This window comes from Streptomyces sp. NBC_01320, assembly GCF_035974375.1.
Classification (GTDB): Bacteria; Actinomycetota; Actinomycetes; order Streptomycetales; family Streptomycetaceae; genus Streptomyces; species Streptomyces yanii.
Genome location: NZ_CP108390.1, coordinates 1,569,162 through 1,586,939 on the forward strand (window position 1 = coordinate 1,569,162; position 17,778 = coordinate 1,586,939).

A 17,778-nucleotide genomic window follows, 5' to 3' on the forward strand; every position below is an offset into this window, starting at 1 on the left:
GGCCACGCGTAGGTCACGTCAGGCAACGGCGGTAGCTCCGCTCTCCGGGAGCAGCTCGGGCATCCCCTCCACCAGCACCACGACCCCGACCACCTCGCCGGCCTCGGAACGGCCGACCCAGACGGGATAGGTGCCGTCCCCTGTCGTCGCGAAGGCCGCCAGCTCGCCGCCGGAAGCCTGGTCCCGGGTGCGCAGCAGGTACATGGAGTCGTTGATGTCCTCGTACACGTTCGGGTCCAGGTCCGGGTCTCCCTGGATCAGCCCTTTCTCGAAGAGCGCGAGGAGCGGCTCCCAGGCCCCGGCGTCAGCGAAGCAGCCCGTGGCACCGTCGGTGTCGAAGCCGAAGATCCCGTTCTCCCGGAGCAAGCGGGGGTCGTCGTCGGGCCGGAGGGCCATCTCCCAGGTCGCGGCGGGGATGTCGCTGACGAGCACGCGGACGGCCATGGTGTCCGTACGCGTGACCTGGCTCCCCTCCCACTCGCAATGGTAGGTGTGGCGGGCCTGCGCCTCGTCCAGTACGTACTCCCCTGGCGGGACGGGGACCGTGATGTGCGGCCCCTTGCCGTCGTCGCTGTCCGGGCCGGAGACGGCCAGCAGCCCGCTAGGCACGCGCAGAGCTCCGATCCGACGCGGCTCCACGACCGTCATCTCGGGGTGGTACCCGTCGGTCACACGCACGCCGGGCCGGAACAGCTCAGTGATCGGCCCGGGCTGCGCGGGGCGGGGCGGACGCCAGCAGGTGGCGGGCGCGAGGCCGCTACTGTCGTTGGCCGCCTCGGTGATCACGAAGACCGGCGGTTCCGTGAGCCCATGGACCTGGGCCGAGAGCAGCGGCCACTCCCCGCAGACAGGCCGGTCCGTCCAGCGCTCGTCGTCGCGGACCCTGGGCACGGTGACGTACGAGCCCCCGCCCTTGCCCTGGGGCTCTTCCGTCCGCCGGCCCCTCCCGTCCGGGAAGAGCTCCACGGTGACGCGCGGACACGCCTCGTCGAATTCCGCCATCTCCGGGCCGGTGTAGCTCCAGCCGACGGTGTACCGGCGCAGCAGCCGCGCCGGGTCGTCCAGCAGCCGCATGTCCAGGTCGTAGGTACGGCGGCCCTGAGAGTCGTAGACCCACAGCCCGACATAGTGGTCCCGCCAGGAAACGAGCCGGACCTCCAGTGGAGCCTCCCGGCCCGCCGCCCGGTACACCACCACGTACGGAAGGCCGGCGGCATCCCGCTCACGAGCCTCCCCCACTGATATCGGCCGCCAGGGCAAGCGGGCCTCCAGGTCCCACGCCTGCGCGTACTCCACCTCGACCACCATTGCCGCTCCCCGCTCCCGCTCGCTTACGTGCTGAGCTGCAACGTAACCGCCGTCTGTGACAACGGCCCTACCGGGCCGGGCAGCGGCCGGGCCGCAGCGCCCAGAGGGAAGGGGGGACGGGCCTGCGATCAGCTTGGAGTACGGGGCGCCCCGTCGATCTCGCGGCTGGCGACTGGATCCGGGGCCTCGCTGTCCTCATCTCGCCGAGCTACGCGGGTCTGCATTCGCGCAAACCAGAGGGTTGGTGAACCCGGCAAGCCCATCGGTGCCAACTGAAAAGCGCAGTGGGCCACCTGTCGCGCTCAAGGGCCAGGTATCGCGCTCGGTCACAAGTGGTGTGACTGAGCGCCGTAGATGGCCCGTCCGGCCAAGTACACGCTCAATGTGTCGCTCCGAGCCCGGACCCGCCGTCGACCCGGAGGTGGCTCGCAGAGCGGCACGATGGCGCTGATTTGGTCGATTCTCGGGTTCTGCGCGGTCCGCGATGACTGGGGCGAGGCGTAGCGGTCGTCGCGCAAGAGAGGCCGTTGAAGGCTTGAGTAAAGGTGCCGGGCGGGCAGATTATGAACTCGGGGCTGGCCACGCAGTGGCCGGGGTAAGAGGGGGAGACACTATGCGGCACCGGCCGTTCTTTCGCTGGGTACTGACGCTCGGCGTTTTGCTGTTCGGTTGGTCGGCGTACCTCTACGCGTCGTATCCCGATACGCGGCAGATCGACCTCACCGTGATCAGCGAGAAGCCTGACGGCCGGTGCACGGTTCGCTGGAACGACCCGTACAGCGACGGGGGTCGCTGGCGTGAGACCGCCTACCAGTGCGGTCCGGACCGTGGTGCGCTGCTCAAGCCACCGAACTACGACGAGGACACGGGGTACGGCTGGGAGAGCGGCTTCATGTTCACCGAAGGCCAGCACAAGGGCGACCTGGAGCCGTCGCTCGAGGACAAGGAGTCCTACGGCCTGTCCGACGCGCTCGTGCTGATCGGACTGGCCCTGATAGCCGTCGGCCTCATCGGGGGAAACATCCGCGCCTCGATACGCCTGGCCGGCGTACGCCCCAAGACCGTGGCAAGGGCACGGAAGTTGTACGAGGTCGCTGACCAGGTAGCCCGGGACCACGCACAGGCTCGCCATGCCGTGCGCGTGACGTGGAACGCGCTGCGCCGCGAGCAGATCGACGCGAAGCTGAGCGCTGTCCCCGTCGCGCGACTGTTCAAGGAAGCATCGGTCAGCCGGGCGATGCAGGATGTGGAGGCGGCCGGCGCCCGCACCGCGCGCGATGTACTCGACGCCGGAGTGCTGGGTCTGGGGCACATGGGCATGGACCGCAGCTCGGCCGAACACGCCCATGCCGCCGCCCGCCGCCTCGCCGACGACATCGAGGCCACCCTGTCGGTGCGCGTCGATCCCACCACCCCCGGACCGCACACCGTCGCCCTGCTCGTCGCGCTGCAAGTCCTGCTGGAGGCCGGGGCCGAGGCCCACCAGACCGCACGCGCCGGCGAGGAACTCGCCACCGAGCTCGAACGGGCCCTCACCGAGGCCGAACCCGCATCCGGGTACCGGAGCATGCTGCGCGGCAGCCGGGAACAGCGCGAGATCGCCCGCTCCGCCGTCACCGAGCTGCGCTCCCTCATGGCCATCGCCGAACAGGAAGGACTCCCCGCCCGCTTCGCCCAGACATCCGTCGACCTGCTGCGCGTACCGGACGACCGGAACCTCGGCCTGTCCGCACGGGCGGACTTCGAGAGCCGCACCAGTCAGTACTACGGGCTGCTGGCGCAGGTCATGGACCCAGAGAACGCCCTTGCAGGTCACTGACCCAACCGGGCAACGCCGCGGAGCTACTGTCTCCGACTGGCTGGTCGAGATCTTTGACGATCGCGCTCACTGCGTCATACGACTGCGGTGACAGGCTGCTGATCGATCGCTCACAGTGGCCCCGTCACGGCACTGAGCCAGGCCGCGCTGGTTCTCCTGCCTAGTACTCCAGCCGTAGATGTGATCTTGCCCGTTGGTGTACTGGACGCTTCAGTTGGCGGTCCCGTGCTCAGTCGCAGATGCGGCGGCTGGTGGCGGCAGTAATGCGGCGGCCGGCACTCGGGGACGTGGATCTGGACGTGGAGCACCGTGCGCCGCTGGTGGTCCGGGCATGGGTCCTGAGGCCGCGCCCAAGTGCAGGGGCGTGTCCGCCGGGAAGGCCGCCCGTAGGATCCGGGCATGAACAGCAAAGGGTGGGGAGCCCTCTATGGGCTGTGCATGGCTATCGCGTTCGGCTGGGGGCTGACCGGGCTTGTCGAGGGCGGGTGCGACTGGGGGTTCAGCGGCCGAAGTCGGGTGTGTGGCGTGCCGGACGGCTACGGCTGGCATTTTGCCGTCTGCGTCATCACGGCTGTTTCGCTGGTCGCGCTGGGCTGGACGGTGATCCGTACCGACGACTGGCGGCCGTCGTTGGGGATCTCTGCCGGTGCTGTGGTTGCCTTGGGGATCACCTTGTCCGCGGGCACCGCCCAAGGATTCTTGATTCTGGCGGCAGTCGAGGCGGCATTCGCCGTGGGAATGCCGTTGATTCTTTGGCGGTCGGGCGCACGAAGGCGCGGGCGTAGAGGATGAGCAAGACCTCCACGCCAACGTGAACGCTCGAAGCTGAGTGGACCGCAGACTGGTGCGGCCACCGGTGATCATCGGCGTGTGAAGACAGATGATCAGGCGGTGGCCGCGGGGCACAGCGTAGATCTTGCCCGTTGGCAGGAGGCGTTCGAAGTTCTGATGGGCCGGATAGCGGGCCGGTTCGCGCGAGTGGAGCCACGGCGTCGGGTACGGGACTTGGTGCTGGGGCTGCTGTCGGACCTGCCACGTAAGAACTGCTGGAGCATCGCCGAGTGGGTCGGGGAGGCCACCCCGGACGGCATGCAGCACTTGCTTGGCCGTGCCAGGTGGGATGCCGACGTAGTGCGCGATGATGTGCGGGAGTACGTGCTGGAGCACCTGCGCGACGAGGACGCGGTGCTGGTGGTCGACGAGACCGGGGACGTGAAGAAGGGCACGCACACCGTCGGTGTCCAGCGCCAATACACCGGTACCGCCGGGAGGATCGAAAACGCGCAGGTCGCCGTCTACCTCGTCTACGCAGGCCGCCACGGGCACGCGGCGGTGGACCGGGAGCTGTACATTCCGCGCTCGTGGACGTGCGACCCGGCCCGCTGCCGAGCCGCGGGCCTGGCCGAGGACACCGCCTTCGCCACCAAGCCGGAGCTGGCCGCCCGCATGATCGGCCGGTTCCTTGACGCCGGGCACCGCGTGGGCTGGGTCGCGGGGGACGAGACATCCGATGCGGAAGATCTGTCAAGCGGCCTCCGTGAGTTGAGCGTCTGAGCATGCAGGGAAGGCGACTGTCTCGCTGTAGCAGACGCGGCGGGTGAGGCAGTGGTGGAGGCAGCCGAGCATGCGGTTGAAGAGGTTGCGCTGGGCGGCGGTGTGGCGGTCTCCGGCCTTGCGGCGGCGGTCGTAGTGGGCTCGGGCGCCGTCGGAGTGGGACATAGCGGCGAAGGCCCACATGTAGCCGACGCCGGCCAGCCGCTGGTTCTTGACCCGGCGGGCCAGGACGGCCACGCTCTTGCCCGAGGCCCTGGTGATCGGGGCCGACCCGGCGTAGGCCTTCAGGCCCTTGGCGTCGGTGAAGCGGGATCGGTCGTCGCCGATCTCGGCGAGCACCCGGGCGCCGCTGAGAGTGCCGAGCCCTGGGAAGCTGGTGATGATCTCGGCGTCCGGGTGCTTCTCAAAAGACTCCACCGCGGCCTCGGCGAGGTCGTCGGCGCTGGTGCAGGCGGCCTCCATCTGCCGCAGCAGCGCGAGCGTCTGGCGTCCCATCGCCTGCTCGACCAGGGGGAGGTGGCGCATCTGGGGCAGGCGGAGTGCGGCATGGAGCCGGTCGGCCTCGGCGTCGAGGGTGTTCTTTCGGCCGGCCTTCTTCAACAGGGACCGCAGCTGGGCGCGGGTGAGGCGGGCGGCCTGTTCGGGGGTGGGGGCGGCGGCCAGCAGGGTGCGGGCGATTGGGTGGCACACCCCCTCGCGGCGGACGCCGACCGCGGCGAGGAAGCCGGGGAAGTACTCGCGCAAGTGCGAGGTGAGCTTGTTGGCGGCCTGGGTGCGGTCCCACACGGCGTTCTGCTGGGCGCGGGCGAGGACCGCGACGGCCTGGGCGAGTTCGGTGTCGGCGGGCAGCTGGCGGTGGGCGGCGGCATCCGTGCGCAGGATGTTCGCCAGCACCATGGCGTCGAGGTGGTCGGACTTCTTGCGGGAGACCGCGTGGCGGTCGCGGTAGCGGGCGGCGGCCATCGGGTTGATCGCGTAGACGGGGCGGCCGGCCGCGCGCAGGCAGGCGACCAGCAGACCGCGGGAGGTCTCGATGGCCACCGGGACGGGGGCCTCGGCGGTGTCGCCGTGCTCGGCGAGGAGCTGCAGGAGCTCGGCGAGTCCCTCGGCGGTGTCGTCGATCCGGGCCTTGGCCAGTAACGATCCGGTGTTGTCGACTATGGCGGCGTCGTGGTGGTCGCTGGCCCAGTCGATGCCGCAGGACACCTTCAAAGCGGTTCACGTCCTCTCGGTCGAATTGCCTGTCGTGGCTGGTCACAGCCGTGCGGGGCACGCGTCTCCCTAATGGCAGGGCTCGATGGCCCGTCATCCGATTAGCCGTTCGTGACCCCAGCGACCCGCAGGGTCCTCGGTCTTGGCGAGAGCTCGGCGGCTCCCGAACACGGAAGAGGTGCTCCCTGCGGGCGGCTCGGACCACAAGCATCAACGGTCCGATCATGTGCTCGGTCACGGTGCCGGCCGCCAGCGTCGGCACCCGCCGGTCTTCTTCGAGGCTTGAGCCCAGGTGTTCGGTAGGCGTCGCGCCGACGTCGGCGTCCGGCACCGCGGCCGAGAGGGCGGGGGCAGACGGCGATACGGGGGACCGAGTCTCATCTCAGGGGTCGAGCCCCTGGTCTACGGTGCGGTTCCCCCAGTACCGTCCTCTGCCTTCCCTGCGTCGAAGCGTGACTCCGCTCTCTCGGTCCAAGTCTGGCGGGCCGGTTATGCGGGGAGCGGGCCTCTCTTCATTGCCCATTAGGTCTACGGCGGCAACCCGAAGCTGCGCTCCCCGCTGGAAGAGCGCGGTGTCGGTTACGTGCTCGCCGTCGCCTGCTCGGCCGAAGTCACTACCGGTGCTGGAAAGTTCCGCGCGGACGTGCTGGCCGCGAAGGTGCCCAACCGGGTCTGGCAGAAGCTGTCGGCGGGGGCAGGCGACAAGGGGCAGCGCTTCTACGACTGGGCCGTCATCGACCTGGCCGAACCCCGCCCTGGCAGCCACCAGCTGCTGATCCGCCGCAACCGCACCACCGGTGAACTGGCCTACTACCGCTGCTTCTCGCCCACCCCGGCGCCCCTGGCCACGCTGGTCCGCGTCGCCGGGTCAAGATGGCGGGTGGAGGAGACCTTCCAGTCCGGAAAGGGCCTGGCCGGACTGGACGAGCACCAGGTCCGCCGCTTCACCTCCTGGTCGCGCTGGGTCACCCTGGCCATGCTCGCCCACGCCTTCCTCGCCGTCGTCCGCGCCGACGAACACGCCCACCATCCCGCCCCGGACAGGCTGATCCCGCTCACCTGCAACGAAATCCAGCGACTGTTCACCACGCTCGTCGTCCAGCCCATGCACGACGCAGCCCACCGGCTCGGCTGGTCCGCCTGGCGACGCCGCCACCAAGCCCGAGCCCAGGCCAGCCATTACCGCCGACAAGCCGCGCACCAGACATGAAGATCACGATCTACGGCTGGAGTACTAGGCCGGTTCGCTCCGGCTTACTACGACCTGGCGAACCGACATCAAGTGCGAGGCAAGGACGAGCCCAACGCGGTCCTGGAGAACGCGGTGGGGCTGATGCTCTGCTACGACGAACTGTGGTTCCTCAGAAGGCAGGACTGCCCTGCAGACATGCAAGAGCTGAACTTCGTTCACTTCGTAGAGGACGACTCGGCCCTGCTGAGCATCGCCGCGGAAGCCTACGAGCAGGCCCGGCAGAGCTTTCCGCCCATTCCCCCCGACATCTATGAAGACCCCGTCATCGAGCAGTCTCTCGGATTCTCCTCGGTGACCGCCCGGGCCAAGGATCCTGACCTCGACATGAAGGACCCCGGTAATCAAATTGACCCCGCCTTCATGAACTGGGCCTGTGAGTACGGGCCCGACTGGCGGCTGCGGCAGCAGCGGCAGGAACACCAGGCGCAGTATCTGCAGCAGCACATTGCCACCGCCATGGAGACAGCTGGCCACCAGTGCGTCCTGCAGCCCAACAGCTTCCGCAGCGGTTCCACCTTCTACGACCGTGTGCGTGTCGACTTCGACCAAATGGCCGACTGGCTGGTCGCCGACGCCCTGCAGCTTGGCCCCATGGAGTGCATCGTCAACAGCGGGTCGATCATGCAGCTCGCCCCCCAGCGCGTCGTCACTCAAATCAACGGCCAGCTCGTCATCGCGGAAGACGGGCAGATCATCCAGGCAGTGGAAAACGGCCAGCTCGTCCCCGTGAAGGACACCAGCAAGTACTTCGACACTTACAAGATCGCGGGGATTGAGCAGGTCCTCCACCTGCGCACCACGGACGCGTTGGGGCCTCGCGGTGCCTACCACGAGTACATCGATGACCTGCGCAAGGACAAACGGGTGAAGGAATTGCAGGCCTTCCTCGCTGGCCAGCCCTCTCAAGGAGGCACGGCGGAGACACTCGCCGCACAAGTGGAACTGCTCATCGCCGACTATCAGGCGGAATCGTTCCAGATGGTGCATAGGCCAGCCATGCTCCGCACCCTCGGGAGCATGGCCGTCGGCGTGGCCGGCAACAAGCTGCTGCCGGGCCTCGGCGGCTTCCTTAGCACGTTGATGAACCTTGACCGGACCGTCTCCGACTTCAACTTCCGCAAGGACAGCCGGTGGGCGGCGTTCATCACCGACACCCGTCGACGGCTACAGCGCTGACGAACGCAGCAATGCCTGCCGTCCAGGCGGACGACAGGAGAGTCTGCTGTGCCGGGCCACGATAGTTGGCACTAATCGGGCTGTGTGACCTGGGGCTCCCAACAGCCTGGCCACGCTAGTTGGCACCGTCTGGCCAAGATTCTTGGCATCTGTAATGAATTGCCACGTTTGTTGGCACCGGCGCCATGGTTCAGCGCGGCAGCGAGGCCGGCGCGCATGGGGTTGCAACGGCGACAGTCTCGTCGCTTGGTTCCTTGCCGCTTTCACGTGACCTTCGGCGATTTCTACAGACCATCCAGTCGCCTGGTCACTGTGTCGAGTGTCGGCCAAGGAGGGCCCTCGCGCAGCAAGCGCAGGAATTCCTCTCCGAATCGCCTCCCATTCGGAAACTGGTCGCCAAGCTCCCAACGCCACGCGGCGACCATCGCGATAACGAGCTGCCGACACTCGTCCAGCAGCCCTTGGTCAACGCTTGGGTAGTGCTCGCAGACCGCCTCGGGAACATGGGCGAGATCGAACTCGACGGGTCCACGGCAGCACGTCTCAAGGTCGATGAACAACGGGCCGTTCTTCGTGCTGAGCACATTGCCTGGATGCGGCTCGCCGTGGAGCAGATGCTCCACGGCGCCGCGGTCGTCGATCGCTCGTCGCAGGCTTGCTAGCCTGCCGCTGAGGAACACGCGGTCCGCGTCGGTGAGCTCCGGCGAGCGATCCGGGTCGGCGACAACTTCTTCCGCCTCCGTGATCCGGTCCGTGAACCTCGGGCTCGGCACATCGACCTTGCGCATGCCGGCGTGCAGCTGCTCCAGCGCCTTGGCATAGTCGACTGGTGAGGTGTGAGGTGTCACGGGCTCGTAGTAGGTCCACAGCGTCACTGCGAAGCCATCGTGCGTGTACACACGCGGGTTCGCCCGAGGCTCCAAGGGACACACCGGGCATCCGATCTCGGTGAGCCGCTGAGCGAGATCGACTTCGAACTGTGCAACCTCTTGTCCCACAGGGGCGACCCGGGCAAAGACGTCGCATGGCGTCAGCCGCAGTGCCAGCTTGTTCGAGTTGTGGAGAGCGATTGCATCGTTGGCTGGCAGGTCGAGCGATGCGGCGACCGAAGTCGCAGCCGCGATCGCACGCGTGACGTCGGTCATATCCACCCTCGAATCCTGGCATAGATGAGCGAGGGCGATGCCAACCCGGTGAATTTCAAGTCCAGTGAGACATTTGTGTGGCTATGAGATCTGTGGTGTGGTTTCCCTGCGCTTGGCGGGGTCGTTGATCCACGCTTGCTGGGGTATCTCGGGCGGTGTGGGGCGGCGACCGAAGCGTTCGGGGTGGCGGGCGAACGCTTCGGCGAGCGTGACGGCTCTCTGGTCGCGGACCTCCTCGGCGGTGCCGAAGTGGACGCTGGCGGGCGTGTGCCATCCAATGCCCGAGTGCCGGTGCTCGTGGTTGTAGTACGCGATGAACGCGTCGAACCAATCACGGGCGTGGGCCAGGGAATCGAACCGCTCGGGGTAGTCGGACATGTACTTGGTGGTCTTGAAATGGGCCTCGCTGTAGGGGTTGTCATTGGAGACTTTCGGCCGGGAATGGCTGCGGGTGACGCCGAGGTCGATCAGCAGCTGAGAGACCTTCTTGGAGGTCATTGAGGTGCCCCGGTCGGCGTGGGCGGTCTCGGGCACGATGCCGTTGCGCTCGATGGTGTCCCGGATCAACTCCTCGGCACGCTCTGCTGATTCGGCGCGTTCGACGGTGTGGCCGACGATGTAGCGGCTGAAGATGTCGATGACGACGTAGGCGTGGTACCAGGTGCCCTTGGCCGGTCCGGCGAGCTTGGTGATGTCCCAGGTGAAGACCTGGGATGGGGCGGTGGCGACCAGTTCGGGCACGGTCTTGGCCGGGTGGGTGGCCTGACGGCGACGCTCGCCGGACTGGCCCTTGTCACGCAGGATCCGGTACATCGTGGAGACCGAGCAGTGATAGCGGCCCGCGTCCAGCTCACGGGCCCAGATCTGCGCGGGCGGCAGCTCCACGTACTCGGCGCTGTTCATCAACTCCAGTACTGCCGAACGCTCTTGATCCGTCAGCGCCGAGGGCTGGGCCTGGACGTGGGAGCGGGGCGTGCGGTCGGTCGGGGGCTTGAGCCTGCGGTAGTGGGTGGCCCGGGAGCGGCCTGTCAGCCGGCACGCGGCCGTGATGCCCAGCTGGCCCTGAACGCCGGTGAACGCGGTGTCCACCACGGGGTCGGTGGCGTGTTTCAGTCCGCGCTCTCGGAGATCATTTCCAAGAGCGCGGAGGCTTTTCCCATCACCTCGAGTGCGGCCTTGTTCCGGGCCAGGTCCTTCTGCAGCCGCTCCACCTGCTGTCGCAGCTTCTCGTTCTCCACCTCCGCGGCGGACTTCTTCGTGCGGGCGGGGCTGGTCCGGCGGTCGACCAGGTTTTCCAGGGCCCCGGCATCCCGGGCGGCCCGCCACTCCTTGACATGCGAGTGGTAGAGGCGTTCCCGGCGCAGGACCGCGCCCTTCTCGTTCCTGGGCGCGGCGTCGTACTCGGCGACGATCCGCAGTTTGTACTCCGAGGTGAAGGTACGGCGCTTCGGCCTCGGTGCCGGGTCGGACCCGACGGGCTCAGTGCTGGGCATAAGGGGCGGTTCTCCTGTCGTGCCCTCTCAGGCTAACCCCGCAGAACGGGACGTCTCACCCGAGGCTGACAGAGAGGGGCACCCCGCCACCCAGTCGGAAAGAAACGGCGCAAAACGGATACACCTAGACACGACGGGGCCGAGCAGCAGCCTTAAAGATCAAGCTGAGCGGGCGAGAGACCTCGGGCGTCCCATCCAGGTGGCCGTGCTCGTCCCCGCGCCTGCGGGCATCGGCGACGAACGCCAGGTGGGCGCCGGTTGGAGTGCGGCAGCACCGTGTAGTCCACCAGGTGCTTGTGGCGCAGCTCGTTCAACGGCGTGGAGACGGTCTGCCGTGCCGCGTGGGGCCGCAACAGGTCGTGGAGCTGGCCGGTGGTCGTCTGCGGGGCTCGTAAAGTCATCGTCGCAGGTCGGGATGGTGGAGCGTTCTCGGCTGGGACCATGTCCGCCGTGATCCTCTTGATGCTGTACACGGTGGCCCGCAAGCTGCTGTCCGTTCTTGGGGTGCTGCTGGGCCGCGACACTTCCAAGGAAGCCGAGTTGCTCGTGCTCCAGCATGAGAATGCGGTGCTACGGCGTCAGATCGCCGGCCCGGTCCGCTACGAGCCCGCAGACCGGTTCTGACTGGCCGCCCCACAGGTTCATCGCCGCGAAGTGGGACTGCAGCGCCCGACGCGCCCGCACCGGACGGCCACCGACCAGTGCCGCCCTCAGGAAGCTGATCCTGCAGTTTGCCCGGGAGAACCCGCGATGGGGGCACAGGCGGATCCAGGGCGAACTGGCCCGACTTGGGTATCCGATCGCAGCCTCCACGGCCTGGGAGATCCTCCACACGGCCGGCATCGACCCGGCCCCGCGCCGTACCGGCCCGACCTGGACGGAGTTCCTCACACGAACACCAGCCCCCACCAGACCCTCAACCAACTGCCGCCCGGCGCCGACCAGCAGTCCATCGCCGTGCACGAGTCCGAAGGCCGCCGACTCCTGCGGACCCGCGTCCTCGGCGGCGTCATCAACGAGTACCGCTACGCCACCTGACCTGCAGCGACGACCTCCCGAGCCCCACAGGCAGCCAGGCAGTCAGTTACCCTCCTCCGGATCCGAACAGTGCCCGAACCCCCAGTGCAGGTGCTGCCGAAACTCGTGATCTGCACACGCTAAGCAGCGGCCCACAGCGACCTGCTGACCTGCCGTCGTCTTCGGGGTCAGTCAGCACTGGCAACAAGGGCGCCCCTGCGCGCCATGGCCGAACAGCCTGTGGCGGTGCTCCTGTGCCGGGAAGTCGGCGAGTTTATGACAAGGCGACTATGCGCCAGCTCTGAGTCTGGCGTGCGGCGCTGTCTGCTAGTAGACCGTCGCAGCTAATTTTTGGGATAGAGGTGGCGCAGTTTGATGCGTGCGTCGTGGGTGGTGAACTGCCAGTTCACCTGACGTTGGTCGGTGTTGGTGGCGTTCTGCCAGGCTGAGAGTTCGGTGTTGAGGTTGTCGAGGTTGCTGATCCGGCGGTCGAGGCATTGCCGGGTCAGCGCGGAGAGTTCGATCTCGGCGATGTTGAGCCATGACCCGTGCTTGGGTGTGTGGTGGATCTCGAGGCGTTGGGCCAGGGCGAAGGCCTCTTCTGGTTCGAATGCCTCGTACAGTGAGGCGATGCCGTGGGTGTTGAGGTTGTCCATCACCAGCACCACGGCCTCGGCGTCGGGGTAGTCCACGCTCAGTAACTGTTTGACCTGGCCGGCCCAGTCGATCCGGGTCCGCTGGGACAGTGCCTGGACTCGACGCCATCCGCGCAGGGGTTCGACCCACACGAAGATCGAGCACGTGCCGCGGCGGATGTACTCGCTGTCCTGGCAGGCGTCGTGACCAGGGCGGGCCGGGAGCGGGTCGCGGGCATGGTCGAGGAGTTGGTAGGGCTTCTCGTCCATGCACACCACGGGACGTGCCGGATCGTAGGGCCGGGCATAGACGGCCAGCACGTCTTCCATCCGGGCCGCGAACTCCGCGTTCGCTCGTGGTGGGATGGTCCAGCACTTTCTCAGGTGAGGACGCAGTTCCGTTTTTTTAAGACCCGCCCGATGGTGGAGTGGTCCAGGTCGGGGATGTCCTCGACCAGCGCGACGTGCTTCTCCAGCAGCCGCAGGGACCACCGGGTATAGCCCTGGGGTGGTTGTGAGCACGCCATCGCGATCAGCCGGGCTTCGACCTCGCCGGTCACCGGCGAGGGCACCGGTGGGAGGTCGCGCTTCTTCCGCGCGATCGTGGCGTGCACATCGCCACCGGTCTCGGTGAAACGCTTGGCGACCAGCCGCAACGTCTCACCGGAGACGCCGAGCCGGGCCGCGATCACCTCCTTGGTGTCCACCTCACCCACCGAGCTGTCCAGCGCAAGCAGCACCCGCGCACGCATGATCATCGAGGCCCCACGAACACCTGTCGTGGTCACCCGGACCAGATCCTCACGATCCTGCGCGGTCAAACTGACCGGCCGCTTCTTCTGCGAACCCATGACGACAGTCCTGTCTGGCAAAAGGGAAGGAACCCACCAGACGACAGCCTCCCAACCAGACATGCCATAACTAAGCAGCGACACGCTACTAGTTGGCTTCGCGCAGCGTTACATCGCTCTGGCGTTCCGTGTCCGCTGCTTATCCGGCGGTGGATCCTTGGCGCGCCCATTTCCGGCCTGTGAGGGGAACATCCCATGCGTATATTCCATGAGAGACGAGCGCGATCGGTCGCCGTCGGCGGAGCGACGCTGGTCCTCGCAGTGTCGCTGACGAGCCTGCCCGGTGCAGCGGTGGCGGCGTCGTCGCCGGGCGCCGCCGGCCCGCTCCCCACGGTGTCCACCACGCAGAAGACGTCGACCGCATCGACGTTGACCTTGATCACCGGGGACACGGTCGCCGTGACGACCGGGGCCGACAGCAAGCAGGCGGTGAACATCGTCTCCGAATCCGGCACGTCAAAGCAGTTCCAGGTCTCTACGGGCCAGGGCGGAGACCTGTACGTCTATCCCGAGGACGCGTTGACCGCGATCTCGGCGGGGACGGTCGACCGCGAGTTGTTCAACGTCACCCGGGCCCTCAAGGACGGCTACGGCGACGCGAAGACCGGCGAGGTGCCAGCCATCGTCGACTTCCAGGGCACCCCCTCCGCCGCTGCCTTGCAGAAGAAGGCCAAGGGCCTGCCGGGCAGCAAGCGCGAGAGGGTCATGCCCAGGCTGGGGATGACCGCGGTGGACGTCGACAAGGCCAAGGCGAAGGGGTTCTGGCAAGCCGTCAGGCCTGTGGCGAAGGCCGGGAAGGCCAGGAGCGGTGCCGCGGCTGTGGTGCCCGGGAGCGCCGGGGTGGCTAAGGTCTGGTACGACGGCAAGGCGAAGGTCACGCTGGACCAGAGTGTGCCGCAGATCGGGGCGCCGCAGGCGTGGGCCGAGGGCTATGACGGCAAGGGGGTGAAGGTCGCCGTCCTGGACACCGGCGCCGACCTGACCAACGCCGACGTCGCGCCAAGGATCACCGCCAGTCAGAGCTTCGTCTCGGGTGAGTCGGTCCAGGACGGCCACGGCCACGGCACCCACGTCGCTGACACCATCGCGGGCAACGGCGCCAACTCCGCGGGCAAGTACAAGGGCGTGGCCCCCGGCGCCGACCTGCTCATCGGCAAGGTGCTCAGCAACGCTGGCTCCGGATCCGAGTCGGACATCCTCGCCGGGATGGACTGGGCGGTCGCCCAGGGCGCCGAAGTCGTCAGCATGAGCTTGGGAGCTCAGGTCACCGCCCCGGGCGGAGACGCGATGACCGACGCCGTGGACTGGCTCAGCACTACCTCCCACACTTTGTTCGTCATTGCTGCAGGCAACAGCGGCCCCGGCACCTCGACCCTGGGCAGCCCCGGCATCGCCGACTCCGCGCTGACCGTCGGCGCCGTTGACAAGTCGGATGCGCTGGCGTCCTTCTCCAGCCGCGGCCCGCGACTCGGCGACAACGCCATCAAGCCGGACATCACCGCCCCGGGTGTGAACATCGTCGCCGCCCGCGCGGCCGGCACCACCATGGGCACCCCGGTGAACCAGTACTACACCGCGGTCAGCGGCACCTCGATGGCCACCCCGCACGTTGCCGGCGCCGCCGCGATCATGGCCGAGCGCCACCCCGACTGGACCGGTCAGCGCATCAAGGACGCGCTCACCGCCCACTCCAAGGCTTCGGACAGCACCGTCTACCAGCAGGGATCCGGGCGGGTCGACATCCCCACCGCGCTGGACTCCACGCTGGAGCTGTCCGGACGGGCCGACTTCGGCCTCGTCAAGTACCAGCAGAGCACGTACGCCAAGCAGACCCGCACCCTCACCTTCCGTAACTCCGGGTCCGCCGATGCCACCGCGGACCTCGCCGCCACGGTCAAGGACAGCAGCGGAGCAGCCCTCGCCGACGGCGCCCTGACCTTCTCGGGTACCGGCCTGAGCGGCGGCAAGCTCACCGTGCCGGCAGGCGGCAGCGCCGCGGTCACCGTCACCCTCGACCCGAACCTCCTCGCGTTCGGGTCCCAGTACAGCGGGTACATCAGCGCCACCGCCGGCAACGGCGATTCGGTGCACGCTCCGGTCGGCGTCGCGAAGGACGCTCAGCAGTACAAGGTCACGGTCAACTTCAAGGACCGCTTCGGCAACATCCCCCTGTTGGCCGGCGGGACCCTGCACGGCCTGGACAACAGCTTCCGGACTTCTGTTGCGTCCCGCACGGGCAGCGCCACCTTCACGGTGCCGGCCGGCGGCCACTACTCGCTCGAGGGCACCCTCTACACCGCGTTCCCCGGCGGCAACCCGCTGGACCCGTACTCGGCGGATCTTTTCGCCCTGCCGAATATCAACGTCACCGACCGCGACCAGACCTTCGCCGTCGACGGCACCACCGCCACCGACCTCACCATGAAGATCACCGGCGAGCAGCGTCCGCTGGAGGACGCCTCGTACTCCGTGGACGTCCGTCGTGACGACGGGGCCGGGGGCCACCTCGGCATGTTCGCCCTCGCCGGCCTGCGCAACGGGACCGAGGAGAAGTTCGGCGCCATCCCCAGTGAGGCGGCCACCACCGGAACCCTGGCTGTGGACACGTTCCTCACCCGGCGCGAGCCGCTGGTCCAGATGTCGGTGACCAGCCCCGAGTCCATCGACATCCCCCTCAAGTCCCCGCTGCTCGCCCAGCGGTTCGAGGGGGCCAAGGACGTGGAGCTGGTCGACGCCGGCGCCGGCACCGCGCAGGACTTCGCTTCCCTCGACGCCGCGGGCAAGACGGTCCTCATCACCGCGTACGACACCAGGACCGTCAACGCTCAGGTCCGCCTTGCCGCGGCCGCGGGGGCTGTGGCGGTGATCGTGGCGCCGTCCACCCCGGGCCCGCGCGGCAGCGGAATCGCCGGCGACCTGACCATCCCGGTCGCCCAGACCGGCTACGACAGCGGCCAGAAGCTGCTCTCTCTGCTCACCAAGGGCAGCGTCGACATCACGCTGAACGGCGTCCTGGAATCCGGCTACACCTACTCGGCACAGTTCACCTCCAACGGCAGCATCCCCGCCAGTCTGGCCAAGACCGCGGATGCCGGCGACTTCGCCAAGATCACGGACACCTACCACTCCGACCAGACCCGGCACATGGGCTACGAGGTCCTGCCGGCGTGGTCGCCCGGCCAGCCGCAATCGGTCCGTCAGATCCAGCGCCTCAACATGGGCGGCAGCAGGGACAACTACGTGCTGGCGAGCCCCGATCTGGTCTACCAGCCGAGCGTGTACCCCAGCGTCGCCCAGCCCTCCACGTTCATGCAGACACCCCGCCTCACCTACCCCACGCCCGGCCAGAGGTACAAGCAGCACTGGTTCGCCGCGCCGGTGAATCTGTCGTCGTACGAGTCCGGGTACTGCAGCTTCTGCCGCAGCGACGTCTGGATGCACACCTCGCCCGTCTACCTCGGCGACAGCGACCCCACGCACATCCTGGTCGGCGCGAGCAACAGGTGGAGCTTCTACCGCAACGGCCAGCCGATCACCGATATCAGCAACCTGATGGTGCCGGAGCAGGCTGACTACCAGTTCGTCCTGGACACCAAGCGGGACCAGAACTACCCAGGCGTCACTCTGGGCGGCAAGGTCCATACCGAGTGGAACTTCACCTCGGTCGCGCCGACCACGATGGCCGTCAAGGACTGCGACAAGTACTCTCCCAAGCCGACGGTCTGCGAGTCCATGCCGACGATCTCGATCGGCTACGACGTGCCGCTGAACGTGCTCAACCAGGCGCCGGCCGGCCAGGCGTTCGTCTTCACCGTCAACGGCGGGCGCTACAAGGGCTGGACGGGCTCCACCACGATGGCCGGCGCCAACGTCTCGGTCTCCTACGACGACGGCGCCACCTGGCAGCCCACCCACGTCGAGCGCAAGAGCGACAGCTCCTTCCAGGTGGTGGTCAAGCACCCCAAGCTCGCTGACACCAACGGCTTCGTGACCCTGAAGACCGAGGTCAGGGACACCGCCGGCAACCGCACCGTCCAGACCATCACCCGCGCCTACGCCCTCAAGTAAGAACTGGCCGACCGCGCCACAGGAGACCGGGGCCGCTGTCCTCCGCATCACGCGGAGGCGGCGGCCCCATTCCATGTCCGGCGCGCCCTCTGCCGCCTGCCGGACCACCTGCCCGGCGGCGCCCGCCGGGCGCCGGCGCGAATGCCGTGCCGACGTTCTTGGAAGCCCTCAACGCCCTGGCCGATGGCGGGACGCACGTCACCCTGGCGTGACCCGCGGTCCCCCTCGCCTAGGCAACTGCGCCAGGA

The 17,778-nt window shown here is 67.8% G+C and carries 11 protein-coding genes and 3 pseudogenes; 7 read left to right on the top strand and 7 right to left on the bottom strand.

Annotated features, from left to right (window positions below; genetic code table 11):
• Positions 1-18 precede the first annotated feature (18 nt).
• Positions 19-1,308 (bottom strand): DUF4241 domain-containing protein, encoded by a 1,290-nt coding sequence (locus OG395_RS07560; protein WP_327242192.1) that lies wholly within the window; start codon positions 1,306-1,308, stop codon positions 19-21.
• A 613-nt stretch (positions 1,309-1,921) separates the two neighbouring features.
• Here OG395_RS07560 and OG395_RS07565 point away from each other — a divergent pair.
• The 3 genes and pseudogenes from OG395_RS07565 to OG395_RS07575 all read left to right on the top strand — a co-directional run.
• Entirely contained in the window at positions 1,922-3,127 is a 1,206-nt protein-coding gene (locus tag OG395_RS07565) for a hypothetical protein (RefSeq protein WP_327242193.1), read from the top strand.
• Positions 3,128-3,526: 399 nt separating this feature from the next.
• Positions 3,527-3,919: a hypothetical protein gene (locus OG395_RS07570; RefSeq protein ID WP_327242194.1), complete on the top strand. Its 393-nt coding sequence runs from the start codon at positions 3,527-3,529 to the stop codon at positions 3,917-3,919.
• Between the two features lie 156 nt (positions 3,920-4,075).
• Positions 4,076-4,630: pseudogene (locus OG395_RS07575) on the top strand (IS701 family transposase); the annotation flags it as partial.
• A gap of 21 nt (positions 4,631-4,651) precedes the next feature.
• Here the strand turns inward: OG395_RS07575 and OG395_RS07580 are convergent.
• Positions 4,652-5,893, bottom strand: coding sequence for an IS110 family transposase (locus tag OG395_RS07580; RefSeq protein ID WP_327242195.1), 1,242 nt, complete (start codon positions 5,891-5,893; stop codon positions 4,652-4,654).
• Positions 5,894-6,419: 526 nt separating this feature from the next.
• On the opposite strand from OG395_RS07580, the pseudogene OG395_RS07585 reads away from it, so the two are divergent.
• Both OG395_RS07585 and OG395_RS07590 read left to right on the top strand, forming a co-directional pair.
• Positions 6,420-7,103: pseudogene (locus OG395_RS07585) on the top strand (IS701 family transposase); the annotation flags it as partial.
• A gap of 72 nt (positions 7,104-7,175) precedes the next feature.
• The gene (locus tag OG395_RS07590; RefSeq protein ID WP_327242196.1) at positions 7,176-8,321 is read left to right on the top strand and encodes a hypothetical protein; all 1,146 of its coding nucleotides are present in this window, start codon (positions 7,176-7,178) and stop codon (positions 8,319-8,321) included.
• A 284-nt stretch (positions 8,322-8,605) separates the two neighbouring features.
• Here OG395_RS07590 and OG395_RS07595 read toward each other — a convergent pair whose 3' ends face one another.
• From OG395_RS07595 to OG395_RS07605, 3 genes are all read right to left on the bottom strand, one after another.
• Complete coding sequence (locus OG395_RS07595; protein WP_327249269.1) at positions 8,606-9,466, bottom strand: aminoglycoside phosphotransferase family protein; 861 nt, start codon at positions 9,464-9,466, stop codon at positions 8,606-8,608.
• Positions 9,467-9,547: 81 nt separating this feature from the next.
• Positions 9,548-10,555, bottom strand: coding sequence for an IS3 family transposase (locus OG395_RS07600; protein ID WP_327242197.1), 1,008 nt, complete (start codon positions 10,553-10,555; stop codon positions 9,548-9,550).
• A 20-nt stretch (positions 10,556-10,575) separates the two neighbouring features.
• Positions 10,576-10,959: a hypothetical protein gene (locus OG395_RS07605; protein ID WP_327241097.1), complete on the bottom strand. Its 384-nt coding sequence runs from the start codon at positions 10,957-10,959 to the stop codon at positions 10,576-10,578.
• Positions 10,960-11,409: 450 nt separating this feature from the next.
• Here OG395_RS07605 and OG395_RS58170 point away from each other — a divergent pair.
• Positions 11,410-11,851 (top strand): annotated as a pseudogene (locus OG395_RS58170) (helix-turn-helix domain-containing protein); the annotation flags it as partial.
• A gap of 469 nt (positions 11,852-12,320) precedes the next feature.
• On the opposite strand, the gene OG395_RS07625 reads toward OG395_RS58170, so the two are convergent.
• Entirely contained in the window at positions 12,321-13,103 is a 783-nt protein-coding gene (locus tag OG395_RS07625; protein WP_327242200.1) for an IS630 family transposase, read from the bottom strand.
• Positions 12,992-13,462 (bottom strand): helix-turn-helix domain-containing protein, encoded by a 471-nt coding sequence (locus OG395_RS07630; RefSeq protein ID WP_327242201.1) that lies wholly within the window; start codon positions 13,460-13,462, stop codon positions 12,992-12,994. The genes OG395_RS07625 and OG395_RS07630 overlap by 112 nt, the downstream gene beginning before the upstream one ends.
• A 195-nt stretch (positions 13,463-13,657) precedes the next feature.
• Here OG395_RS07630 and OG395_RS07635 point away from each other — a divergent pair, with 195 nt between their 5' ends.
• Entirely contained in the window at positions 13,658-17,530 is a 3,873-nt protein-coding gene (locus OG395_RS07635) for a S8 family serine peptidase (RefSeq protein ID WP_327242202.1), read from the top strand.
• Positions 17,531-17,778 lie beyond the last annotated feature (248 nt).

Excerpts from the sequence above, each read along its gene's own strand:
- OG395_RS07560 (WP_327242192.1), bottom strand. The coding sequence starts at position 1,308 with ATGGTGGTCGAGGTGGAGTACGCGCAGGCGTGGGACCTGGAGGCCCGC.
- OG395_RS07565 (WP_327242193.1), top strand. The coding sequence starts at position 1,922 with ATGCGGCACCGGCCGTTCTTTCGCTGGGTACTGACGCTCGGCGTTTTG.
- OG395_RS07570 (WP_327242194.1), top strand. The coding sequence starts at position 3,527 with ATGAACAGCAAAGGGTGGGGAGCCCTCTATGGGCTGTGCATGGCTATC.
- OG395_RS07595 (WP_327249269.1), bottom strand. The coding sequence starts at position 9,466 with ATGACCGACGTCACGCGTGCGATCGCGGCTGCGACTTCGGTCGCCGCA.
- OG395_RS07605 (WP_327241097.1), bottom strand. The coding sequence starts at position 10,959 with ATGCCCAGCACTGAGCCCGTCGGGTCCGACCCGGCACCGAGGCCGAAG.
- OG395_RS07630 (WP_327242201.1), bottom strand. The coding sequence starts at position 13,462 with ATGGGTTCGCAGAAGAAGCGGCCGGTCAGTTTGACCGCGCAGGATCGT.
- OG395_RS07635 (WP_327242202.1), top strand. The coding sequence starts at position 13,658 with ATGCGTATATTCCATGAGAGACGAGCGCGATCGGTCGCCGTCGGCGGA.